Here is a 22,290-nt window from a genome sequence, read left to right as displayed (position 1 = left end):
GGAGGCGGCCACCATGTTCTCAATCGCGAAGCGGGCCTGGGTGCCCTTTGTGGTCGCCCTGGCGGCGATCGCCGGAACCGTGGCGGTGGTTAACCTGCGCAGCGCATTCGGGTCCGACGAGGTCTTCCGCTGGGATGGCAGCGGATCAGCGCCGATCGCATCGATCAACCAGAAGCGGGTCGTCTACCAGGTTTTCGGACCCGCCGGCACCACAGGCAAGGTCAACTACCTCAACGAGCAGACCCAGCCCACGGAGTCGACATTCAGCACCCTGCCGTGGTCGAACACGATGACCACGACCAGCCCGGCGGTGATCGGCACTCTGGTCGCGCAGGGTGACGGAGACCAGATCGGTTGCCGCATCATGGTCAACGGCGACATCAAGGACGAGCAGTTCGCCACCGGGCACCACGCCCAGGTCTTCTGTCTGGTCAAAGCCGCATGAGCGCCGACGGCAACCCCCGCCCGGGGTACATGCGCCTGGTTCGGCGGCTCGCATGGCCACTGATCATCTTCTGGCTGCTGCTGACCGTCGGCCTCAATGTGCTGGTGCCGCCGATCGAATCGGTGGCGAGGGACCACGCGTTGACGATGTCGCCGCACGATGCGCCGTCGATGATCGCCGCCAAGCACATCGGCAAGACGTTCGACGAGTTCGACTCCGACTCGATGGTGATGCTGGTGATCGAGGGCCAGACCGAACTGGGCCCCGACGCCCACCGCTACTACGACACCCTGGTTGGGCGGCTGTCCGCCGATCACGAGCATGTCCAGCACATTGCGGACCTGTGGGGCGACCCGATCACCGCCGCCGGCGTGCAGAGCACCGATGGCAAGGCCGCCTACGCGCAGATCAACACCGCGGGCGACCAGGGCAGCACCCTGGGCAACGAGTCGGTCGACGCGGTGCGCAAGATCGTCGCTTCGGTGCCGACGCCGGACGGGGTGACCGCGTACATCACCGGCCAGGCCGCGCTCACCACCGATATGACCGAGGCCGCGGACAAATCGATGTTCAAGATGATGGCGGTCACCGGTGTGGTCATCATCATCATGTTGGCGATCGTCTACCGATCCGCCGCCACCGTCGCACTGGCTCTGGTGATGGTCGGCTTTGAGATGGGCACCGCCCGCGGACTGGTTGCGCTGCTGGGAGACCTTGGCCTGTTGGGGTTCTCGACGTTCGTCGTCGCGATGTTGTCGTCGCTGGCGATCGCGGCGGGGACCGACTACGCGATCTTCCTGATCGGCCGCTACCACGAAGCCCGCAACGCCGGCGAGGACCGCGAGACCGCCTGGTATTCGATGTTCCGCGGTACCTGGCATGTCATCTTGGGCTCAGGGCTGACCATCGCCGGAGCCTCGTTGTGTCTGCACTTCGCCCGCCTGTCCTATTTCAAAGCACTCGGTATCCCATCGGCCGTGGGACTGCTGGTGGTGATTGCCGGCGCACTGACGGTGGCACCGGCCATCGTCGCCGTCGGCGCCCCGTTGCTCGACCCCAAGCGGGTCGAAGGACGCGGCTGGCGACGCATCGGCACCGCCAATGTCCGCTGGCCCGGTGCGGTGTTCGTGAGTGCCCTGCTGGTCACCCTGGCCGGCATGCTCGTCGTGCCGAGCATGAAGATCAGCTTCAACGACCGCTACTACATCCCGGCTGACCTGCCGGCCAATGTCGGCTACGACGCCGCCGAACGGCACTTCAGCGCCGCCCGGATGAACCCCGATGTGTTGATGGTCGAGGCCGATCACGACCTGCGCAATCCGGCCGACATGATCATCTTGGACCGGATCGCCAAGAACATGTTCCGCACCCGCGGGGTGGAGCGGGTGCAGAGCATCACCCGGCCGTTGGGCAGCCCCATCGAACACAGCTCGATCCCTTTCCAGGTCAGCATGGGCTCCGTGCCGATCCAGCAGAATCTGCAGTTCATGGACGACCGGTTGGCGGACATGCTCAGGATGAGCGACGACCTGGGTGCCACCGTCGCGTCCATGGAGCGGCTGCGGGATCTGGTCGCCCGGATGGACACCACCACCGAGCGCATGACCGCCGACGTGGTGACGATCAATGCGACCGTCGATGAGATCCGGGACCACATAGCCGATTTCGACGACGTCGCGCGCCCGGTTCGCAACTACTTCTACTGGGAACAGCACTGTACGGCCATCCCGGTCTGTCATGCCGTCCGTTCGGTGTTCGACGCCTACGACGGGATGGATAAGTTCAGCGAGAACATGGCTCCGCTGCTCGCCGACATGGCCGACATGAACGCGGTCATGCCGCAGATGGTCGGGCAGTTCGAGCCGATGATCGCGGTGGCGAAATCCATGCAGGCCAGCGTGCTTTCGATGCACTCGACTTTCTCCGGACTGGTGACCCAGATGTCACGGATGACCGACACCGCCACCGAGATGGGCCGGGCCTTCGACGCCTCCATGGCCGACGACTACTTCTATCTGCCGCCGGAGGCCTTCGACAACCCGGACTTCCAGAAGGGCTTGGAGCTGTTCCTGTCCCCGGACGGCAAGGCAGCGCGGTTCATTGTCACCTATGACGCGGATCCGGCTACCCCCAAGGGCATTTCGTTCGTCGAGCCGATGCTGGCCTCCGCCCACGACGCGGTGAAGGGCACCCCGCTGACGGGCGCCAAGTTCTATCTCACCGGAACCGCGGCGGTCTACAACGACATCCAGTCCGGTTCCATGTATGACATCCTGATCGTCGGGGTGGCGGCAGTGACGCTGATCTTCATCGTGATGCTGCTGCTGACCCGGGCGCTGGTGGCATCCGCGGTGATCGTCGGCACCGTGCTGCTGTCATTGAGTGCGGCGTTCGGGCTGTCGGTGCTGGTGTGGCAGCACATCTTCGGTCTGCCGCTTAACTGGATCGCCCCGGTGTTCGGTGTCATCATCCTGCTGGCGGTGGGATCCGACTACAACCTGCTGCTGGTCTCGCGCTTCCAAGAGGAGATCGGTGACGGCACCAAGACCGGGATCAGGACCGGGATAATCCGGTCGATCGGCGGAACCGGCTCGGTGGTCACCGCTGCGGGCCTGGTGTTCGCGTTCACGATGATGTCGATGGCGGTCAGCGATCTGTATTCGATCGGCCAAGCCGGCAGCACGATCGGGATCGGGCTGCTGTTCGACACCCTGATCGTGCGGTCGTTCCTGACCCCGTCGATCGCCGCGCTGCTCGGCCGCTGGTTCTGGTGGCCCAGAAGGATTCACAAGGTCCAGCCGGCGGCCGCTACCCCGCTGCCGGTGACCGCGGGATCACCGTAGGCCGAAAGTCGTACTGGGTTGCCGAGCCGCCGACCCCGCCGCGCGCGGCCAGGCTGCCGAACGGCACCATCGGCGGCACCGCGGCCGCGGTGCCCATCCCCGCTGCCGGAGCCGCTGCCCCACCGACCGACGGCAATGCCGTGGCCGCCGGCGTGCTCGCCACGCCCAGACCGGTCCAGGCAGGCGGCACCGACAACGCGCCGATCGAGGCCGCCCGGCCCAGGCCGGCGGTGGCCGCCGATCCGCCGGAGAAACCCGTCAACGTCACGGTGTTCGCCGCGCCACCGGTGGAGCCGAGCAGGCCCGAAGCAGCCCCGCCGGCGGCCGCCACCCCCGCCGCGGCGCCCTTGGCCCCGTTAGAGCCGCCCATCAGCATCCGCATCAGCATGCTCATCGGCATCATGGCCATCCGCATCGGCATCATCAGCGAGTTCAGGCTCGACATTGACGACGACATCGACCCGCCCGTCGACGCCTCCTCCGTGGGTGCGGCCAGCGCCTGCAGCGCCGTCGGGGTCGTCGAGAGCAGTTGCGGCCCTTGCGACATCAACGCCTCGGTGTCGCTACCGCTGGTCGCGGCGGCCGACTGCGCGACCGAGGCGACCTGGCCGGCCTGCCGGGCGGGGTCGGTGGTCTGCGGCGGCGAGGCGAACGGCGTGACCTGAGTGGCGACCGCCGACGCCCCGGCGTAGCCGTACATGGCCGCGGCGTCCTGAGCCCACATCTCGAGATACTGCGCCTCGGTCGTGGCGATCGCCGCGGTGTTCTGCCCGAGGAGATTGGTGGCGATCAGGGTCTGCTGCAGGGTGCGGTTGGCCGCGATCAGCGGCGGCGGAACGGTAGCCGCGTGGGCGGACTCGTAGGCCGTGACGGCGGCAGCCAGTTGGGCGCCAGCCTGCTCGGCCTGTGCCCCGGTGGCACTGAGCCAGGTCACGTAGGGGCTTGCCGCGGCGGCCATCGTCACCGCCGAGGCGCCGAGCCACGAACCACTCGTCAGACCCGCGATCACTGAGCCATAGGACGCGGCCGCGGAGTTCAGTTCGGCTGCCAAATCCTGCCAAGCGCTCGCAGAGGCCAGCAACGATGCCGGGCCGGGGCCGGCATACATGCGCGCCGAATTGATCTCCGGCGGCAAGGCTCCGTAGTCCATTGCCTCCCCTTATCTCTTGGCCTGCAATCGATCCGGCCAGATATTTTAGGAAGGCTAGCTAGTTATTTTTGGCGCCCGACAGGTCTGCGCTGTGCGCCCGCTGTGCACGCGCGGCGGAGCCGGCAGACCAGCACAGCCGTCTCAGTGCACCCCGAGCGTGCCCGCCACGTACTGCTGACGGCACGCGGTACGGCCGAGCTTTCCGCTGGTGGTGCGCGGGATGGCGCCGGCTTGGACGAACTGGATATCGGCGGCGTTAACCCCGTGCACCCGCTGCACCTCGGCACGGATGGCCGCGATCGCCGGTGCGGGATCTTTGCGGCCGGTGCCGGTCGCGCGCTCGGCGACGATTACCAGCTGGTCGGCGATCTCGGTCGGCACCGCGAACGCGACCACATAGCCGGCACGCACCATCGGTGAAGCCGCCGCCACGGTGGCTTCGATGTCGTGCGGATAGTGAGCGCGTCCCCCCAGCGTCATCAGATCCACCGTGCGACCGGTCACGTAGAGCTCACCGTCGAGATAGAAGCCCAGGTCACCGGTGCGCAGCCACGCGCTGTCGGCGGCTGTCGGCCCAGCGTGGCTGCCGTAGTCCAGCCGAGACCGCAGGTGGGCGCCGAACGCGCGCCGGGTCTCGTCGGGCCGGCCCCAGTAGCCGGCGGTGACGTTCTCGCCGTGCAGCCAGATCTCGCCGATGTGGGCGTCGGGCAGTTCCGCGCCGTGCTCGGCGTCGACGATCACCGCGGAGAGACTGCGGGCCACCTGCCCGCACGAGACCTGGGCCACCGCACCCGGGGCATCGGCGGCCACCGGCGCCGCGCGGCCGGCACCGAGTTGATCGCGGTCCAGGTACAGCACGCTTGCCTCGGCATCGGGAGCGATGGTGGCGACAAACAGCGTGGCCTCTGCGATCCCGTAGGACGGCTTGATGGCCGTGGACGGCAACCCGTACGGCGCGAACGCCTCGTTGAACGTGGTGATCGCCGCCATGTTCACCGGTTCGGATCCGACGATCATCACCACGTTCGACAGGTCGATGTCGGCATCCGGCGCCGGCAGGCCCCGCGCCGCGGTCAGCTCATAGGCGAAATTCGGTGCGGCCGTAACCACCCGGCCGCGCCGCGAGGCCTCCGACAGCGCGTTGATCCAGCGCTGCGGCCGCCGGATGAACGCCGTCGGCGAGATCAGCGTCGAGTGTCCCCCGTAGACCGCCGGAAATCCGATCATCGACAGGCCCATATCGTGATATAGCGGTAACCAGCTGAGCCCGTGCGTGTTTCGGTCCAGCATGTCGATCGACAGGATCATCTGCAGCAGGTTGGTGGCCACCGAGCGGTGAGTCACCTGCACACCGACCGGCGGCCGCGTGGTGCCCGAGGTGTACTGCAGGTGCGACACGTCGTCGACGTCGATGTCGACGGGCACGAAGTCCTCCCCCGCCGAGTCAGGTATCTCGTCGATGACCACCACGCGGGGCTGCAACTGCTGGGGCAGCCTGCCCAGAAAATCGTCGACGATGTGCCGCACCGCAGCCGTCGTCAGAACCACGGCCGGAGTGGAGTCCCGCAATGCGGTGTCGAGTCGCTCGGTGTGCCCCGGGAGTTCGGGGGCGAACAGGGGCACCGCGACCGTCGCGCACTTGACGGCGGCGTAGAACCCGGTGACGTAGTCCAGTCCCTGCGGCGCAAGGATCGCCACTCGATCGCCGGGAGCCGTGAGACTTTGCAGCCCGGCGCCGATGGCGCGTAGTCGCTCGCCGAGTTGCGTCCAGGTCAGCTCCAGCGCCTGGCCCTCCACCTGACCGGCGTAGTCGAGGTAACGGAACGCCACCGCGTCCCCCACGTTGGCGATATTGCGGTCGATCAGCGAGATCAGGGTTTCGCCCGGCGGCAGCACGATGCCGCCATCGGAGTCCAGGCATTCCTCGATCTGGACCAGCCCCTTGAGGGGCGTCGAGCGCTGCGACTGCGTCATGCCCCGCAGTCTAAGTGCCGGACCCCTTCGGCGAAGCCCGCTTCGGACGTCAAAGGAACTCCACCACAATGGAGTTGGTGCAGTGACGGATCACATAGCCGGTTCGCGCAGCGCCAGGCTGATGAAGAGATAGCCCATGCAGATCAGCAGATTGAGTGAAGCGATCATCAGGCCGGCAACGATGAGCGCGTTCATCAGGCGTCGCCGGTTGCGCCGCGCCCGGGCCAGTCGCTGCTCGTGCTTCATCTCCGTAGCGGCGAGCGCGAACGCGTAGTTGACCGATTCCGCGGACGCCAGCGGCGCACCGACCGCCATCTCACGAAGCCGAGCGGGCGGAATCTGGACGCCCACCCCGGCGAAGCGCCGGCTCATCCGACGGGCCGCCCAGCGGCCGACCACCACGCGCTGCGGCGCCTGCTCCCAGTGTTCGGCCCACCGGTCCGACCGGTACGTCATGAACCTTGATTCTAGCCACTTCGGCCGCCTAATCCGATGCCTTCGGGCGAGTTCAGCGGCATCAGCGGCGCAGTGCTGAAGATGTAGGCAAAACCGAACTATCGCTCAGCGTGCGGCGGCACAATACGAGGAGGAAGCAAGCTGGGACCACCGCATCTACCGCCGCATCAACCCGGTGAAAGGGAGCGAATTTCCATGACGACGATCGAGACGAACCCGACGACAAGCGCACCGGTCGAACGCGATGTCGACTCCGACGTCGCAGCGGTGCAGAAGTACTTCGACAGCCCCCGTTTCGAAGGCATCACCCGTCTCTACAGCGCCCGCCAAGTCGTCGAGCAACGCGGCACCATTCCCTCCGACTACATCGTGGCGCGCGAAGCAGCGACCGCGTTCTACGCGCGGCTGCGTGAGCTGTTCGCTGCGAAGAAGAGCATCACCACCTTCGGCCCCTACTCGCCCGGCCAAGCGGTGGTGATGAAGCGAGTCGGCATCGAGGGCATCTACCTCGGCGGCTGGGCCACCTCGGCGAAGGGCTCCATCACCGAAGACCCGGGTCCGGACCTGGCCAGCTACCCGCTCAGTCAGGTTCCCGACGAGGCGGCCGGACTGGTGCGTGCCCTGCTCACCGCCGACCGCAACCAGCAGTACCTGCGCCTGCAGATGACCGATGAGCAGCGCGCCGCCACTCCGGCCGTGGACTACCGGCCGTTCATCATCGCCGACGCCGACACCGGCCACGGCGGTGATCCGCACGTGCGCAACCTGATCCGGCGCTTCGTGGAGGCCGGTGTCCCGGGTTACCACATCGAGGATCAGCGTCCCGGCACCAAGAAGTGCGGTCACCAGGGCGGCAAAGTTCTGGTGCCCTCTGACGAGCAGATCAAGCGGCTGAACACCGCCCGGTTCCAGTTGGATCTGATGGGCGTGCCCGGCATCATCGTCGCGCGCACCGACGCCGAGGCGGCGAACCTGGTCGAGAGCCGGGGCGACGAACGTGACCAGCCGTTCATCCTGGGCACCACGAACCTGAAGATCCCGTCGTACAAGTCCTGTTTCCTGGCCATGACGCGGCAGTTCTTCAACTCCGGCATCACCGAGATCAACGGCCACCTGCTCTACGCCCTGCCCGAAGGCGAGTACGTCGCCGCGGACGCCTGGCTGGAACGCAACGGCATCACGGCCCTGATCACCAAGGCCGGTGAAGACTGGCGCAGCGATGGGCGCACCTCGGTGGACGGCCTCTACGACGACATCGAATCGAAGTTCGTCGAAGCGTGGCAGAACGACGCCGGGCTGATGACGTTCGGCGACGCCGTCGCCGAGATGCTCGAATTCGCCGAACGTGAAGGCGAGCCCAAAGAGATGAGCGCCGCGCAGTGGCGGGAATTCGCCGCCCGGGCACCGCTTTACACCGCCCGGGAGAAGGCCACGGAGCTCAACGCCGACCCCGGCTGGGACTGCGAACGAGCCAAGACGCCCGAAGGCTACTTCCAGGTGCGCGGCGGGATTCCCTACGCGATCGCCAAGTCGCTGGCCGCCGCCCCCTTCGCCGACCTGTTGTGGATGGAGACCAAGACCGCCGACCTCGCCGACGCCCGCGAGTTCGCCGAGGCGATCCACGCCCAGTACCCCGACCAGATGCTGGCCTACAACCTGTCCCCCTCGTTCAACTGGGACACCACCGGCATGACGGACGAGCAGATGCGGGCCTTCCCCGCCGAGCTCGGCAAGATGGGCTTCGTCTTCAACTTCATCACCTACGGCGGCCACCAGGTCGACGGTGTGGCCTCCGAGGAGTTCGCGGCCACCCTGCTGCAGGACGGCATGCTGGCGCTGGCGCGACTGCAGCGCAAGATGCGCCTGGTGGAGTCGCCCTACCGCACACCGCAGACCCTCGTCGGCGGGCCACGCAGCGACGCTGCGCTGGCCGCGTCGTCGGGCCGCACCGCCACCACAAAGGCGATGGGCGCCGGATCCACCCAGCATCAGCATCTGGTGCAGACCGAGGTGCCCAAGAAGCTGCTGGAGGACTGGCTTGCGTTGTGGGCTGAGCACTACCAGCTCGGCGAGAAGCTACGTGTGCAACTGCGCCCCACCCGTCCCGGATCCGATGTGCTGGAACTGGGGATCTACGGCGAGGGCGACGACAAGCTTGCCAACGTGATTGTCGACCCGATCAAGGACCGGCACGGTCGCAGCATCTTGACGGTCCGCGACCAGAACACCTTCTCCGAGAAGCTGCGCCAGAAGCGGCTGATGGACCTGACCCACTTGTGGCTGATCCACCGGTTCAAGGCTGCGGCGGTGCACTACGTGACGCCCACTCAGGACAACCTGTACCAGACCGAGAAGATGAAGGAGCACGGCATCTTCAGCAGCGTCAACCAGGAGGTCGGCGAGATCATCGTCGCGGATGTCAACCAGCCGCGCATCGACGAGCTGCTGGCGTCCGACCGGGCGGCACTGGGCAAGCTGATCAGCAAGCAGGACTGACGGCCGGCTACTCGGGCCAGCCGTTGCCGAGAATCGTCTCCACGAAGTCCTGGCGGACGAAAGATGGGTCGAAGTGCGCGAGCACGTCGGCGTTCACCGTGCCGAAAGTGCTGTCAGGGCGGTGCCGGACACCTTCGGTGAAGGCATGCAGGATCCGGCGTTTGAAGTCCGGTCGCGGGTGCGCATCGGTCACCGCGTCGAGTAGGTGCGCCGGCAGCTCGGCGCGACCGATGCCGAGCACATCAGTTTCGACCCCGGCGGTGACCAGAGCTATCTCCGGATCCAGAAACTCCGGCACACCCGGGGTGGTGTGCAACGCGATACCCAACCAGACCTTGCGAGCATCGGATTCGTTGATACCTGCCTGGCGCAGGAAGTCGTGGGCAGCGTTGGCGCTGTCCACCTCGAAGCGCAGCTGCGAATCGCGATAGCGCTCGGTCAAGCCCACGTCGTGAAACATCGCCCCCACGTACAGCAGTTCCAAGTCGGGTGTCAGACCGCGTAGGCGGCCGTGCAGAGCTCCGAAGAGGAAAACCCGGCGGGAATGATGGAACAACAGGTCGCTTTCGGCGTCGCGGATGTACTCGGTGGTCTCCCGCACCAGCGCGGTGTCGGGAATCGCAACGCCGGCGATGGTGTCAACTGCTCTGGTCATTGGTCTGACTCCTTTGGTTTCGAAACTGCTGTGCTTTAACCGCCGATGCTTCCGCCACCGTCTACCCGGATGATCTGCCCGGTGATGTACCCGGCGTCCTCGTGCAGCAGGAAGCAGATCACGTGCGCAATCTCCGGTGGCCTTCCGACGCGACCCATCGGGATGCTCTGCAGGAAGCGGCTTTCCCGCTCGGATCCGATCGGGCTTCGCTCGCGGTACATCTCCGTTTCAGTAGGCCCCGGCGCAACGGCATTCACGGTGATCCCCGTGGCGGCCAACTCGACGGCCCAAATCCGGGTACAAGATTCCAGGGCTGCCTTGGCAGCGGCGTAGGGCGTGCGTTCGGGGGTGCCTAATGTCGTCAAGCTTGTGACGTTGACGATGCGACCCCAGCCCCGTGTAAGCATTCCCGGTAACACGGCTTGAACGACCTGCACAGCCGTGCGCACGTTGAGGTCGTAGGTGTCGAACAAGTCCTCGAGATCGACCAAACCGATTCGACCGAACCGCGCGAAACCGACGTTGTTGACCACCGCGTCCACAGGTCCGTCGGCGAGGATCGCATCCAGAGTCGTTGCGGTCGCCGAGCGGTCGGCCAGGTCCACCGCGTAGAACTTGCCCGGGAAATCCTGGGGTGCGGTGCGGGCGATGCCGATCGGCTCGAGGCCGGCGGCGGCCAGGCGGTCTGCTACTGCCCGACCGATGCCCTTGGACGCACCGGTGATCAATATTCGCCGTGTCGGCGTGGTCTCGGACATCGGGGCTCCTCTCCTGCTGCCTGTTGTCTCCAATGGTGGTCGTGGAACTGACAAACCGGCTATGGCTGATCTGCCGTGGATCCCACAGAATGCGACAGGCTTTGGCCCCTGCACGTGTGTCGGATTCTGGGGGATTGACGGCGGAAATGACCGTCCAGTCCAGCCGGCCGGACCCGCAGACTGATTCAGAGCTCCCGGCAATGATCCGTCGATCAACCGGGCCATCGGGTGAGTGGAGAAGAAGATGCGCCTAGTCGTCGCAATGACCGGAGCAACGGGCGCCACCTTGGGCATCCGCCTGTTGGAAACGCTCGGAGAGTTGGGTGTGGAGACGCACCTGGTCCTCAGCGAGTGGGCACGGGCAACGATCAAGATCGAGACCGATGCCACCGTCGCCGATGTCCGCGCACTGGCCACCCACAGCTACAGCGCTAGGGATCTGGCAGCAGCCATTTCCAGTGGATCCTTTCGCACCGACGGCATGGTCGTGTGTCCATGCAGCATGAAGACGTTGAGCGCCATCCGAATCGGCTTCAGCGACAACCTGATCACCCGCGCCGCCGACGTCACGCTCAAGGAGCGACGCAAGCTGGTTCTGGTCGCTCGGGAAGCGCCACTGAGCGAGATTCACCTGGAAAACATGCACTACCTGGCCCGTGCCGGCGCGGTGATTTTCCCGCCGACCATCGCCTATTACAGCCGACCCAGCTCCGTCGACGAGGTGACCGACTACGTGGTCGGCCGCATCATCGATCAGCTCGGAATCGAACACTCGCTGATCAATCGTTGGAAAGACGATCCTGCGGCTCGGCTGGCAATCGTGAGGAGAGCGAAATGACTTCCACAACAGGCATTCCCCGCCGCGCCAACGCCGCTGAGCCAGTCAATACCGGCCCGGATATGCGTAGCTGGCTCGCCACCCTCGAGGCCGCGGACCAGTTACGTCACATCACCGTTCCGGTCGACTGGGACGAAGAGATCGGCGCGATCACCCGCGCCAACCTTTCCCTGGGCGGGCCCGCATTGCTGTTCGAGAACATCATCGGACACAACAACACCCGATGCACAAAGCTCGTGACGTCGGCCCTTGGGAGTCGGCGCCAGATCCTGCTGATGTTGGGGCTGCCCGAGGGCACCAGCGATTCGCAGATCGTGGCGCACCTTCGCGATGCCTTCAAGAAGCCCATTCAGCCGCGCGTTGTCCAGACCGGTCCGGTCAAGGAGAACATCGTTGAGGGCGCCGCCATAGATCTGAATGAGCTGCCCGTACCGAAGTGGCATGGCGAAGACGGTGGCCGCTACATCGACACCTACTGCGGTGTGGTCACCCAAGACAGAATGACGGGCCGGGACAACATCGGCCTTTACCGGGGCATGATCATCGACCGCGACAAGATCGCCAAACTCCTGGTGCCGAGCCAGGGCTGGGGCGGTCATATGGCGGAGTACAAGCCCGAGCCGATGCCGGTAGCCGTCGTCTACGGTTGGCATGACGTGCTGCCATTCTGCGCCGGCAGCCCGTTCCCGAAAAGCATCTGCGAATGGGACATGATGGGCGCCTTACTGGGCCGCCCGGTCGATCTGGTCGCCTGCGAGTCGGTTCCCCTACAAGTACCGGCGTCCGCGGAGATCGTCGTCGAAGGGTTTATCGATCCGGACCCCGATACCTTCGCCATGGAGGGCCCGTTCGCGGAGTACCCGGGCTTCATCGGCGATGCGGCACCCGCGCCGGTCCTGCGCGTCACCTGCATCACCCACCGCAACGATCCGGTGCTGCGCGGAACCCTCGAGGGCATTCGGCCCGGGATGTTGAACGAGGACAGCATCGTCAACTTCGCGCGATCGGCCATCACCTGGAACGCGCTCGACGATCTAGGGATCGGTGGCATCACCGACCTATGGATGACAGAGGTCACCAACGGTCAGAACACCCTGGTGCAGATCCAAAAGCGATACCGGGGTCATGCGCAACAGATCGCCGCGGCGCTATGGGGAACCGGCGGCGCAGTCTGGTTCCACAAGAATGTCGTGGTTGTCGAGGAAGACATCGATCTCCATGACCCGGCGGCGCTGGACTGGGCCATGTCATACCGAGTCAACGCCGGTCTGGGCGACATCGCCTTCTTCGGACCGGGTTTCGGGTCATCACTGGATCCATCGACTCCGCCGGAGCGCAACGACGCCAACAAGTACGGTGCCGGGGAATGGACCCGGGTGCTCGTCGATGCCACGCGCAGCTGGGAGGTCGCGCCCCGAAAGGTGTGGGGTGGGCGCCGCTTTCCTCCGACCGATCGGCTCACTCCCGCACTGGAATCTCGAATCGCCGCCCGGTGGGCAGAGTATGGGATCGGTATCCCCTACCTCGACGACAAGGGGCGCGAAATGCTGACTCTGGAGAAGCTGAGCAAGCGGTTTCCGGCGGTGTAGAACCGCGGCAGCACTGGCCCGGCGGTCTCAGCGGACCGTCGTGCGGAACCGATCCCGGTAGGCCTTCGGCGACACGCCTAAGTGGTCGGTGAATACCCGACGGAGAGTTTCCGGGCTGCCGAAACCTGCTCGGTGCGCGGACTCGGTGACGCTGTGGCCGGAATCGAGTGCGGCGCGGGCGGCATCGATACGTACCGTTTCGACGTAGCGTGCCGGGGTGGTCCCGAGCTCGGCCTGAAACAGCCTCGTCAGTTGACGGCTGCTCAAGGCGGCTCGCCGGGCGAGGGCGTTCACGCTGTGGTCCGCGGCCGGGTCGGCCGCGATCGCATCGGTGACCGTGCGCAGCGCAGACTCCGGGGGCGGAGCGGCCTCGACCAGCGTCGAGAATTGTGACTGTCCGCCTGCGCGTTTCAGATAGACCACCAACCATCGCGCGACCTCGCGAACCAACTTGCTGCCGTGATCCATTTCGACCAACGCCAACGCGAGGTCGATACCGGCTGACACGCCGGCCGAGGTGTAGACGTCGCCGTCACGGATGAAGATGGCGTCCGGCTCGACCGAGATGTCGGGGAATGCCCGCGCGAGCAGCCGGGCGTCGTGCCAGTGGGTCGTGGCACGACGCCCGCTGAGCATGCCGGCCTGAGCCAGGATGAACGACCCGGTGCAGATGGACGCCAAGCGCCGTGTTCGGCCAGCCAGCGACCTGACGGCTTCAACAAGTGCCGGATCGATAGGGCGCCGGGGCAGATAGTCGCCGCCGGCGACCAAGACGGTGTCGGCGGAACCGATGGCGGCAAGGCTGTCGGTGACACCCAACCGCGCGCCGATCGAGGTTGTCACATCGCGGCCATCCACCGACGCGATCTTGACCGCGTAATTCGCGCCAAACCGAGTGGCTTCGACGAAGACTTCCGCTGCCCCTGCGACATCGAGCATCGTCACCTCATCGAAGACGACGATCACCACCAGCCGCGCCCCGGCACCGACGTCAGTCACGCAGCCATTATGTCGCGACTACGTCAAAAGTCGGATCCGAAGAAGGCGGCTAACCGCGGATCCCGGCAATGGTGTCGGCCAGTGTTTCCCGCGGGGTTCGGAACACGATGCCGAGATCACGCTCGGCAGGGGTGTCATCGGATTCGGGCATCTGGGTGTAGTACTGCATCCCGGCCTCGGTGAACGGAGTCGAGATCGGAAGCGCCCGCTCGACCTGATCCAAGACGCGGCCCGCCCAGCGCAGGGCGATGTCCGGTATCGGCAGCGCCATCATGGGAGAACCCGACAACTCCTGTAGCAGGCTCGCCAACTCTCCCGGCGGTACCCGCTGGCCACCGGCCATGTAGCGGCGCGGGCCACGGCCCGGCTCCAGCAGCGCCAGATGCATTGCCGCGAGGTCACGAACGTCGATCACCATCCAGGCACTGCCACGCCCGGGGATGACATGCATCTGCAGCGCCGCCCGCACTCCTTCGCCGGCCTCCCCCAGCCGGTCACCGACCGGAGGCCCGAGCACCATGCCCGGATAGGTGATGTTGACGGGGGCGCCGGCGTCCTGCAGGCCGCGCGCGTAGAGGTCTTCACGGGCTTTCGACTGTCCGTAGCCGTCGGCGCCGCCGGCCACCGGCAGGTCAGCGCGCAATTTCGTCAGTCCCGGGTGAAACAGCGCGGTGAAGCTGGAGACGTGAATGATCGGGTCCAGCCCCAGCTCAACCGCTCCGCCGAGCACGTTATGGGCGCCGGCGGAGTTGGTGGCCAACATCTGATCCGTCCGGCGTGGATCGGTGGCCACCACCGCGGCAGCGTGGACGACCGCGTCGCAGCCGCGCAGGGCCTCTCGTACCGAGTCCGCGTCGGTGATGTCACCGACGACGTAGTCGGACACATCGACACCCAGCCGCTCCACGCTACTGCGCAGGCCCGCCGGATTTCGGACCAGGAACCGCGGCCGGTGCCCGGCATCGGCGATGGCCTTGGCGGTCCAGCCTCCGACGAATCCGGTTCCACCGGTGATCAGTACGCGCATGGTGTCCATTCGCCAATACTGCTGAGGACAGCGCGATTTCGTTCGGTTTTGCGCTAAGTCCGCTTGGGAAGCTGTCCCGCGATCAACGGTGCGATCTTGTCGGCCATGTAGGCGTGACCGGCATCGGTGGGGTGTACACCGTCCGGTCCGATCAGATCGGGCAGGCCAACGAACCACCGCTCGGCGAGCGGGTCGACGAACTCCGCACCGACCACACGTGCCTGCGTACTGAGGACATCGCGGATCCGCCACACGTTGCCCGGGACGTCGGCGGTGGGCCACGGCGGCCCGATCACCAGCATCCGCGCCCCCGGCGCGGTCCGCCGGGCCAAGCCCAGGGTGTCGGCGATCAGTCGGCTCAACTCGCCCGGTTCGACGTCCTGGTCGTTACGCGAGCCGAAGAACACCACCAGCGCGTCGTCGGGTTGCACCGCGCGGCGGGTCAGGTCGCCGTACAGGCCGCCGCGGTTGCCGCGCACGCCGTAACCCGCACCGCCCTCGGCGGCCACGTCGGCGCTGACGTAGACCCCGCGGCCGGCCAGGTTCTGCCATGCCCGCTCGGTCCAGTTCGCCGCACCGCGGCCGGTGTCCTCGTAGCCGGCGGTGTAGGAGTCACCGATCACCGCAATCCGGTTCGGCGAGGCACTCAGCGGCACCGTCTCGTAGTGGCGCGGCGAGTCGTGATCGCGCGACAAGTAGCCGGTTCCTGCGACCACTGCGACGACCCCGGCCACCATCACGACGGCGAACGTCATCACCCGACTCACGGCTACCTCCCCCAATCAACTTCAGCGAAGACTAGCCGGAACCGCGACCGAGGGCTCCTCAAGGACTTGGTCATCCGAGTCGTCCGAGTCGGTCGAATCGATCACGTCATCCGAGGTGTCCGGCTCCGCCGGTTCGACCGCCAGGGGGTCTTCGGTCGGCTTCACCTGGGCAGACTCGGGCCGGGCGCCGATCATCTTGCGCATCCAGTGCCGACCGGGCTCTTCAACAGCATGGAACAGCAGCATCGACAACAACGTCGCCGCCACCAGCAGACCGCACACCATCCACTTGGCCGCGGTCGCCCCCTCGTCGAGCACGATCTCGAATTGCTTTGCCGCCCAATTCCACGACGTGTGCACCAGCTCGTGGACCATATACAGGCAGAACGAGATCTGCCCGCCGTAGACCATCACGCGGGTGGACAGCAGCGCAGGAAGGCTGCCGATACCGATCGCCAGGGCCATCACCAACGGCACGAACAGCACATCGACCAGGCCGCCGCTGTCGTAGAGCCCCGAGATCGGATGGCCGTCGAAGTAGTAGAGGACACCGACCATCGCGGCGATCAGCAGGGCGGAGCAATAGCCCGCGGCGCGGCGGGCCGAGTCCGCGGGATTGATCTTGCGCACCGCGGCGCAGGCCAGCGCGCCCGCGGTGAACTGCATGACGATGCGCGGCAACCAGCTCCACGGGCTGTAGAACTGGCCGGTCGCCAGCAACAGCAGCAGCGGCGGGAGCGAGGCGATGATCGCCAGTACCGCCAGCCCGCGCGCCGAGGTCACCCGCATCACCCGGTAGACCGCCAGCACCAGCACGCCGAACAACAGGTAGGCCAGCCACTCGGCGCTGATCGACCAGGCCGGCCCGTCCCAGCTCGACCCGTCGAAGAACGGCTCGAACCACAACTGCACCAGCAAGACCTGGCGCACGTAGCTGATCGCGGTGATCCGGCTGAGGTCCTCGGTGGGGACATGCCCGACGTGCAACGTGAAGATCACCCACAGCAGCGCCAGGTGCATCGTGACCAGGTAAATCGGCCAGACCCGGGCCAGACGTAACCACAGGAAGTGCACCGTGGCGCGCGCGGAGAACGTCTCCCCCATGCGCTCCAGGTAATTCCAGGTCAGCACGAAACCACTGAGGATGAAGAACAGATCGACGCCCTGGGCGCCGCGGTCGAGCACCGGGGCTAGCGCATCGCTGAGCTCCGGCGACGCCAATCGCAACAAGGGCCGGAAGTGAAACAGCACCACCCATACCGCGGCGATGATGCGAAGCCCGGTCAGGGCCTTGATCTCTCCGCTGCGCACAACACTCTTTCGCCGGTGGGCATCGCATGTCCTGGCTGCCTCGGGTGCGGGCCCGCCGAGACGGCCCGGCGATCGGCAGCCGCAGCTCGTTGGCCGGCAGCCCTCGAAGACTAGCAGCGGGACTGGCCCGGGTGAAGTAAGCGACCGGGCACGTCGGCGACGATACCGAGGGGGCCGTTGTGAATACTGTAGCGATGCCAGACGACTACCAGGTTGGGCGCGGAATCGCCGACATCACCGGCGAGCCGGCCGAGTGCGGAATGCTCGGCTACGGCGTGGCCTCACAGCAGACTGACGGTCTGCACAATCGGCTGCGCGCGCGGGCATTCGTCATCGCCGATGCGGCCGCCGAAACCCGGCTGCTGCTGGTGGTCTGCGAGGTGCCGCTACTGCTGGAAAGCATTCACCACGAGGTGCTCGGACGACTGGCCGCGACCTACGGCGAGCTCTACACGTGGCGCAACGTGATGCTGACGGCGACACACACCCATAGCGGTCCCGGGGGTTACTGCGACCACCGGCTGTACAACTCAAACACCAACGGGTTCCGGCACCAGACCTTCAACGCGATCGTCGATGGGATCTGCGAAGCCGTCGAGGCGGCGCATGCCGACCTGGCTCCGGCCAGTTTGAGCCTTGCCGTGGGCCGGCTGCACGACGCCAGCTGCAACCGCTCGCCGTCCTCGTTTGCCCGCAATCCCGAGAGCGACCGCGCCCAATTCCCCGACAAGATCGATCCGCAGACCACCCTGCTGCGCATCGAACGTGACGGCCGCCTGGTCGGTGCGGTGAACTGGTTCGCCACCCACGGCACCTCCATGACCAACCGCAACACCTTGATCAGCGGCGACAACAAGGGCTACGCCGCCTACCAATACGAGCGCCTGGAACATGGCGTCGACTACCTGGCAGCGACTCCCCCGGAGTTCATCGCGGCCTTCGCGCAGACCAACTCCGGGGATATGTCACCCAATACCGGTCAGCGGCCTGGCACCGGCCCCACCGACGACGAATTCGAGAACACCCGGCTCATCGGTTCCCGCCAGGCCGCCGCCGCCACCGAACTGACGCTGGGGCACGGCACCGAGGTCACCGGCGGCCTCGACGCCCGGACCACCTACGTCGACCTGACGAAATTCGAGGTCCGGCCCGAGTTCACCGGCGACGGCCGAACCCATCGCACCGGTCCCGCGATCGCGGGTGCTGCGTGCCTGGCCGGCACCGACGAGGGCGCCGGCCCGCTGTATCCGGTGTTCAAGCAGGGCCGTAACCGACTCTTCGACGGTTTGGTCGCCAACACGGCGTTCCGGCTGTCCCCTCGGCTGCGCGACGCCCAGGCGCCCAAGGGAGCCGTAGGGCCGGGTCGCCGGCTGAATAAGGCGTTGTCGATGCTGATGCCCGAGGGCGGCCCCGTGCAGCTTCTGCGCATCGGGCAGCTGTACCTGATCGGTATTCCCGCCGAGGTCACCATCGTGGCGGGCCTGCGGCTGCGCCGCACCGTGGCTGACATCGTCGGCGCCGAACTACAGGACGTGCTGGTGGCCGGTTACAGCAACGGCTACCTGCACTACGTCACCACGCCCGAGGAATACGACGAGCAGCGCTACGAGGGTGGCAGCACGCTGTTCGGGCGTTGGGAGCTGCCCGCCCTGCAGCAGGTGGTGGCGGAGCTGGCCACCGCGATGCGCGAACAGCGGCCGGCCCCGGAAGGCCAGCGCCCGGCCGAGCCACCCCGCCGGCGACGGTCACGGCGGCGGGCAAAGCCGGATGCGCTGGTCAGCGGCCAGCAGTTCGGTGATGTCTTGGAGGCGCCGCTGCCTGCCTATCAGCCGGGCAGCACGGTGTCGGCGGTGTTCGCCGGCGCCTACCCGAACAACGATCTGCACCGCGGTGGCACCTACGTGCGGGTGGAGCAGGAGAGCGGCAACGGGTGGACCACCGTGGCCGACGACAGCGACTGGTCGACGACCTTCCGCTGGCGACGGGCCGGCCGGCGCGGGTCGACCATCACCGTGACCTGGGCGATTCCCGAAAGCACGGCCGCCGGGCGATACCGGCTTCGCTATGACGGCGACGCGCTGGACCGAGACGGGCGCATCAGCGCGTTCACCGGGGCCACCGAGCCGTTCGAGATCTCACCAAAGCGTTAATCGGCCGCCCAAGAGGCCTTAACTTCGCCGCATAACGTCGGGAAACATCGAGGTCGGCACAGCTGCCGACAGCGATCGACATGGAAGGCGGGGGCTGGCATGGCAATCGACATCACCACACGAGGCACTGCTCGGATCAACCCGGTCGTCGAATGCGGCGGGGCGCAGATTCGGGCGCACTACCGTCACCTCGCGACGGTGATCGCGATCCGGGGCCGGATCGATGCCACCAACGTGGACCAGCTCAGCGAACACGCCCGGCGCTTCGTCCTTGCCAAGGAGCCGCTGGTGCTCGACTTGAGCGGGGTCACCTCGTTCGCCGCCGCCGGCATTTGGCTGCTGTGCGTCCTGGACGGCGACTGCCGTGCCGCGGGCGTGGAGTGGACCCTCATCGAGAGCTCGGCGGTGCACGAACTGCTCGGCGACTTCGACGAGGAGGCCATGTTCCCGACATCACGCTCGGTGGACCAGGCGCTGCACGCTCTTGCCGACGGCAACGACCAGCGCCGCCAGATGCTGCTGCCGCTGTTCCAGAAGTCGGCCTGAAATAGGTCGGGGGCTCGCCACCACCCTGCGCTGGTGGCCGCTGGCCGGTGTGCTGGCGACGTTGGCCCTCGGTTGGGCGGTGGGTCGCGGCTCGACACCGATCGATAATTGGTTCAGTCGCGCCACCTTCACCCTGATCGGCGAGCAACCCCGCTGGTTGTTGATCTTCACCAGCGGCTGGCTGGTGCTGGCAGTAGCCGTGGGGTGCCTGGTGGTCGCCTTATCCCGCAGTCAGTGGGCGTTGGCGGCCGCGGTGCTGGCCTGCCCGTTCGCCGTCACCGCCATCACCGTGGCGCTCAAGCACGTCTTCGACCGGCGCAATGGGCCCTACCTCGAATACCCCAGCGGCCATACCGCGCTGTTGGTCGCGGTGCTGGGAATGATGGTCGTGGTGGTCAGTTCTAAACCGGCCCGGGGCTGGGCCCTGACCGCCGCCACGCTGGTAAGCCTGCTGGGCATGCTCGGGTTGGTGGCCTGCGGCTACCACTACGTCACCGACACCGTCGGTGCGGCGATGCTCGCCACCGCGCTGGTGTGTGGAACGGCTCGGTTAACGTCTGCGCTGTGATCGTGCTGCTGCCCCCGTCGGAGACCAAACGCGCCGGCGGCGACGGACCACCGCTGTGCCTTGATGCACTGGTATCCCCACAACTCACCGGCCTGCGAGCCGAACTGATCGACGAGCTGGTGGGTTTGGCCGCTGATCGCGAGGCCAGCCGCAGCGCACTGGGGTTGTCGGCGTCGCAGGACGCTGAGATCGAGCGCAACGCCGCACTGCGTACTGCGCCCACCGCGCCGGCGATCAACCGCTACACCGGTGTTTTGTACGAGGCACTGGACATCGACTCGCTGCGCGGCACCGCAGCCGCCCGGGCCGGCGCCCGGTTGGCCGTGGGTTCGGCTTTGTTCGGGCTGCTGCGGGCCACGGATCCGGTACCGGCATACCGCCTCTCGGCGTCCTCGAAGTTGCCCGGCCAACCGGGATTGGCCAAGCGCTGGCGGCCGGTGCTGGAACCGGTGCTGGCCGAGATCGCCGCGGCCGAGCTGGTCGTCGATCTGAGGTCCGGTTCCTATGCGGCACTGGCCGCCGTTCCGGACTCCGTTCGCGTCGACGTGGTCGCCGAGCACCCCGATGGGCGACGAGTCTCGGTGAGTCACTTCAACAAAGCGCACAAGGGCCAATTGGCGCGGGTCCTGGCCACCACCAGGGCCGAACCCGATGATGCCGCCGCGGTGGCCGCCATAGCCCGGCGGGCCGGAATGCGGGTGGAACGCGACGACCGCCAGCTGACGATCGTGGTTGCCGCATGATCGGGAGGCTCGCCGCGATCGCGCTGATCATGGCGGGATCGGCTGCCGGCCTGGCATCCGCCGCCCCGGCGGTGCCGCCGGTCAGCCCCAAGGCCGGCGCCGCCGGGTTCGTGGATGTCCGCACCGCGGTGCCCGACGCGTTCATCGACCTGCGCTACGCCACCGCGAACAACTTCGTGGGCGAACAGCTCTACCCTGCAGATGCCCGATGTCTGGTGCATGAGTCGCTGGCCCCGGGTTTGGCCACCGCAGCCGCCGTGCTGCGCAGCCGGGGCCGCATTCTGGTGTTCTGGGACTGCTACCGGCCACACAGCGTGCAGGTGCGGATGTTCGAGGTGGTGCCGAACCCGAACTGGGTGGCCCGGCCGGGCTCGCTGGCCCGCAGCCACGAGACCGGACGCTCGGTCGACGTGACCACCGCCGACGCGCAAGGGCGGCTCTCGGAGATGGGCACTGGATTCGATGACTTCTCGCCCGCTGCAACCGCATTCGCCGACGGGATCAGCGCCCGTGCCGCGGCCGAGCGTGCTGCCCTGCGCGACGCGATGAGTGCCGGTGGTCTGGCCGTGTATTCGGGCGAATGGTGGCATTTCAACGGTCCCGGCGCCGACGTGGGACGCCCGATCCTCGACGTGCCGGTCAATTAGGCGGCGCCGCCAGGTGACGTTCCACCGATTCGACCTTGGTGTGCATGGCGTCGACCGCGCCGTCTCGCCAGTCGGCTTTGATCACCGTGCTGACCCGAGGTGAGCGGGCCGCTACCGCTTCCACCGCCCGTTGCACGACGGCCATCGCTTCTGCCCAGCTCTCGCTTTCGATCACGGTGAACATGGAATCAGTGCGATTGGGCAGGCCCGATTCCCGAACGACCCGGACCGCCTCGGCGACGATCTCGCCGACTCCCTCCCCCACGCCGAGCGGCGTAACCGAGAACGCAACCAAGACCGACACGTCACTCACCCCTCCCGGACGGCA

20 protein-coding genes are annotated in these 22,290 nt (G+C 66.7%); 10 read left to right on the top strand and 10 right to left on the bottom strand.

Going from position 1 to position 22,290, the window contains the following annotated elements; genetic code table 11:
• The first annotated feature begins 13 nt into the window (after positions 1-13).
• Positions 14-445 carry an MmpS family transport accessory protein gene (locus tag RCP37_RS10415; RefSeq protein WP_308486760.1) on the top strand — a complete coding sequence of 144 codons (432 nt, stop codon included), beginning with the start codon at positions 14-16 and terminating at the stop codon, positions 443-445.
• On the top strand, positions 442-3,288 hold the full coding sequence (locus RCP37_RS10410) for an MMPL/RND family transporter (RefSeq protein ID WP_308486759.1): 2,847 nt from the start codon (positions 442-444) through the stop codon (positions 3,286-3,288). The genes RCP37_RS10415 and RCP37_RS10410 overlap by 4 nt, the downstream gene beginning before the upstream one ends.
• On the opposite strand, the gene RCP37_RS10405 is transcribed toward RCP37_RS10410, so the two are convergent.
• The 3 genes from RCP37_RS10405 to RCP37_RS10395 all read right to left on the bottom strand — a co-directional run bounded on the left by RCP37_RS10405 (position 3,254) and on the right by RCP37_RS10395 (position 6,868).
• A complete protein-coding gene (locus RCP37_RS10405; RefSeq protein ID WP_308486758.1) occupies positions 3,254-4,438 on the bottom strand; it encodes a PPE family protein in 1,185 nt (394 codons plus the stop codon). The two genes, RCP37_RS10410 and RCP37_RS10405, sit on opposite strands and share 35 nt — an antisense overlap.
• A gap of 141 nt (positions 4,439-4,579) precedes the next feature.
• Positions 4,580-6,412 carry a fatty acyl-AMP ligase gene (locus RCP37_RS10400; protein ID WP_308486757.1) on the bottom strand — a complete coding sequence of 611 codons (1,833 nt, stop codon included), beginning with the start codon at positions 6,410-6,412 and terminating at the stop codon, positions 4,580-4,582.
• Between the two features lie 90 nt (positions 6,413-6,502).
• On the bottom strand, positions 6,503-6,868 hold the full coding sequence (locus RCP37_RS10395) for a hypothetical protein (RefSeq protein WP_308486756.1): 366 nt from the start codon (positions 6,866-6,868) through the stop codon (positions 6,503-6,505).
• Positions 6,869-7,063: 195 nt separating this feature from the next.
• Here RCP37_RS10395 and aceA point away from each other — a divergent pair, with 195 nt between their 5' ends.
• Positions 7,064-9,364 carry an isocitrate lyase ICL2 gene (gene aceA / locus RCP37_RS10390; protein WP_308486755.1) on the top strand — a complete coding sequence of 767 codons (2,301 nt, stop codon included), beginning with the start codon at positions 7,064-7,066 and terminating at the stop codon, positions 9,362-9,364.
• A gap of 7 nt (positions 9,365-9,371) precedes the next feature.
• On the opposite strand, the gene RCP37_RS10385 is transcribed toward aceA, so the two are convergent.
• Together RCP37_RS10385 and RCP37_RS10380 are read right to left on the bottom strand one after the other, a co-directional pair.
• Positions 9,372-10,019: an HD domain-containing protein gene (locus RCP37_RS10385; protein ID WP_308486754.1), complete on the bottom strand. Its 648-nt coding sequence runs from the start codon at positions 10,017-10,019 to the stop codon at positions 9,372-9,374.
• Between the two features lie 35 nt (positions 10,020-10,054).
• Positions 10,055-10,777 (bottom strand): SDR family oxidoreductase, encoded by a 723-nt coding sequence (locus RCP37_RS10380; RefSeq protein WP_308486753.1) that lies wholly within the window; start codon positions 10,775-10,777, stop codon positions 10,055-10,057.
• Positions 10,778-11,021: 244 nt separating this feature from the next.
• Here RCP37_RS10380 and RCP37_RS10375 point away from each other — a divergent pair, with 244 nt between their 5' ends.
• Positions 11,022-11,615: a UbiX family flavin prenyltransferase gene (locus RCP37_RS10375; RefSeq protein ID WP_308486752.1), complete on the top strand. Its 594-nt coding sequence runs from the start codon at positions 11,022-11,024 to the stop codon at positions 11,613-11,615.
• Positions 11,612-13,204 carry a UbiD family decarboxylase gene (locus RCP37_RS10370; protein WP_308486751.1) on the top strand — a complete coding sequence of 531 codons (1,593 nt, stop codon included), beginning with the start codon at positions 11,612-11,614 and terminating at the stop codon, positions 13,202-13,204. Before RCP37_RS10375 ends, RCP37_RS10370 begins: the two co-directional genes overlap by 4 nt.
• A gap of 27 nt (positions 13,205-13,231) precedes the next feature.
• Here RCP37_RS10370 and RCP37_RS10365 read toward each other — a convergent pair whose 3' ends face one another.
• The 4 genes from RCP37_RS10365 to RCP37_RS10350 are packed head-to-tail and all read right to left on the bottom strand — an operon-like array spanning position 13,232 to position 17,308.
• Entirely contained in the window at positions 13,232-14,203 is a 972-nt protein-coding gene (locus RCP37_RS10365) for a GlxA family transcriptional regulator (protein ID WP_308486750.1), read from the bottom strand.
• 49 nt (positions 14,204-14,252) lie between these two features.
• The gene (locus tag RCP37_RS10360) at positions 14,253-15,230 is read right to left on the bottom strand and encodes an NAD-dependent epimerase/dehydratase family protein (RefSeq protein ID WP_308487029.1); all 978 of its coding nucleotides are present in this window, start codon (positions 15,228-15,230) and stop codon (positions 14,253-14,255) included.
• A gap of 53 nt (positions 15,231-15,283) precedes the next feature.
• Positions 15,284-15,997: an Rv0518 family GDSL lipase gene (locus RCP37_RS10355; RefSeq protein WP_308486749.1), complete on the bottom strand. Its 714-nt coding sequence runs from the start codon at positions 15,995-15,997 to the stop codon at positions 15,284-15,286.
• 21 nt (positions 15,998-16,018) lie between these two features.
• Positions 16,019-17,308 carry an acyltransferase family protein gene (locus tag RCP37_RS10350; RefSeq protein WP_308486748.1) on the bottom strand — a complete coding sequence of 430 codons (1,290 nt, stop codon included), beginning with the start codon at positions 17,306-17,308 and terminating at the stop codon, positions 16,019-16,021.
• Between the two features lie 194 nt (positions 17,309-17,502).
• Between RCP37_RS10350 and RCP37_RS10345 the strand changes: the two genes are divergently transcribed.
• From RCP37_RS10345 to RCP37_RS10325, 5 genes are all read left to right on the top strand, one after another.
• Complete coding sequence (locus tag RCP37_RS10345) at positions 17,503-19,458, top strand: neutral/alkaline ceramidase (protein ID WP_308486747.1); 1,956 nt, start codon at positions 17,503-17,505, stop codon at positions 19,456-19,458.
• A gap of 99 nt (positions 19,459-19,557) precedes the next feature.
• Entirely contained in the window at positions 19,558-20,004 is a 447-nt protein-coding gene (locus RCP37_RS10340) for an STAS domain-containing protein (RefSeq protein ID WP_065042041.1), read from the top strand.
• Between the two features lie 49 nt (positions 20,005-20,053).
• The gene (locus RCP37_RS10335; protein WP_308486746.1) at positions 20,054-20,572 is read left to right on the top strand and encodes a phosphatase PAP2 family protein; all 519 of its coding nucleotides are present in this window, start codon (positions 20,054-20,056) and stop codon (positions 20,570-20,572) included.
• Positions 20,569-21,315 carry a peroxide stress protein YaaA gene (gene yaaA, locus RCP37_RS10330; RefSeq protein WP_308486745.1) on the top strand — a complete coding sequence of 249 codons (747 nt, stop codon included), beginning with the start codon at positions 20,569-20,571 and terminating at the stop codon, positions 21,313-21,315. Before RCP37_RS10335 ends, yaaA begins: the two co-directional genes overlap by 4 nt.
• On the top strand, positions 21,312-21,962 hold the full coding sequence (locus tag RCP37_RS10325; protein ID WP_308486744.1) for a M15 family metallopeptidase: 651 nt from the start codon (positions 21,312-21,314) through the stop codon (positions 21,960-21,962). The genes yaaA and RCP37_RS10325 overlap by 4 nt, the downstream gene beginning before the upstream one ends.
• On the opposite strand, the gene RCP37_RS10320 is transcribed toward RCP37_RS10325, so the two are convergent.
• Positions 21,955-22,266, bottom strand: coding sequence for an MTH1187 family thiamine-binding protein (locus RCP37_RS10320; protein WP_224976631.1), 312 nt, complete (start codon positions 22,264-22,266; stop codon positions 21,955-21,957). The genes RCP37_RS10325 and RCP37_RS10320 overlap by 8 nt on opposite strands.
• Positions 22,267-22,290 lie beyond the last annotated feature (24 nt).

The sequence above is a fragment of the Mycolicibacter sp. MU0102 genome, from assembly GCF_963378105.1.
Classification (GTDB): Bacteria; Actinomycetota; Actinomycetes; order Mycobacteriales; family Mycobacteriaceae; genus Mycobacterium; species Mycobacterium holstebronense.
This window is presented reverse-complemented; position numbering and strand designations above follow the sequence as displayed.

Bases quoted from the DNA above. Each gene is read 5' to 3' on its own strand.
- RCP37_RS10415 (WP_308486760.1), top strand. From the start codon at position 14: ATGTTCTCAATCGCGAAGCGGGCCTGGGTGCCCTTTGTGGTCGCCCTG.
- RCP37_RS10410 (WP_308486759.1), top strand. From the start codon at position 442: ATGAGCGCCGACGGCAACCCCCGCCCGGGGTACATGCGCCTGGTTCGG.
- RCP37_RS10405 (WP_308486758.1), bottom strand. From the start codon at position 4,438: ATGGACTACGGAGCCTTGCCGCCGGAGATCAATTCGGCGCGCATGTAT.
- RCP37_RS10400 (WP_308486757.1), bottom strand. From the start codon at position 6,412: ATGACGCAGTCGCAGCGCTCGACGCCCCTCAAGGGGCTGGTCCAGATC.
- RCP37_RS10395 (WP_308486756.1), bottom strand. From the start codon at position 6,868: ATGACGTACCGGTCGGACCGGTGGGCCGAACACTGGGAGCAGGCGCCG.
- aceA (WP_308486755.1), top strand. From the start codon at position 7,064: ATGACGACGATCGAGACGAACCCGACGACAAGCGCACCGGTCGAACGC.
- RCP37_RS10385 (WP_308486754.1), bottom strand. From the start codon at position 10,019: ATGACCAGAGCAGTTGACACCATCGCCGGCGTTGCGATTCCCGACACC.
- RCP37_RS10380 (WP_308486753.1), bottom strand. From the start codon at position 10,777: ATGTCCGAGACCACGCCGACACGGCGAATATTGATCACCGGTGCGTCC.
- RCP37_RS10375 (WP_308486752.1), top strand. From the start codon at position 11,022: ATGCGCCTAGTCGTCGCAATGACCGGAGCAACGGGCGCCACCTTGGGC.
- RCP37_RS10370 (WP_308486751.1), top strand. From the start codon at position 11,612: ATGACTTCCACAACAGGCATTCCCCGCCGCGCCAACGCCGCTGAGCCA.
- RCP37_RS10360 (WP_308487029.1), bottom strand. From the start codon at position 15,230: ATGCGCGTACTGATCACCGGTGGAACCGGATTCGTCGGAGGCTGGACC.
- RCP37_RS10345 (WP_308486747.1), top strand. From the start codon at position 17,503: ATGCCAGACGACTACCAGGTTGGGCGCGGAATCGCCGACATCACCGGC.
- RCP37_RS10340 (WP_065042041.1), top strand. From the start codon at position 19,558: ATGGCAATCGACATCACCACACGAGGCACTGCTCGGATCAACCCGGTC.
- RCP37_RS10325 (WP_308486744.1), top strand. From the start codon at position 21,312: ATGATCGGGAGGCTCGCCGCGATCGCGCTGATCATGGCGGGATCGGCT.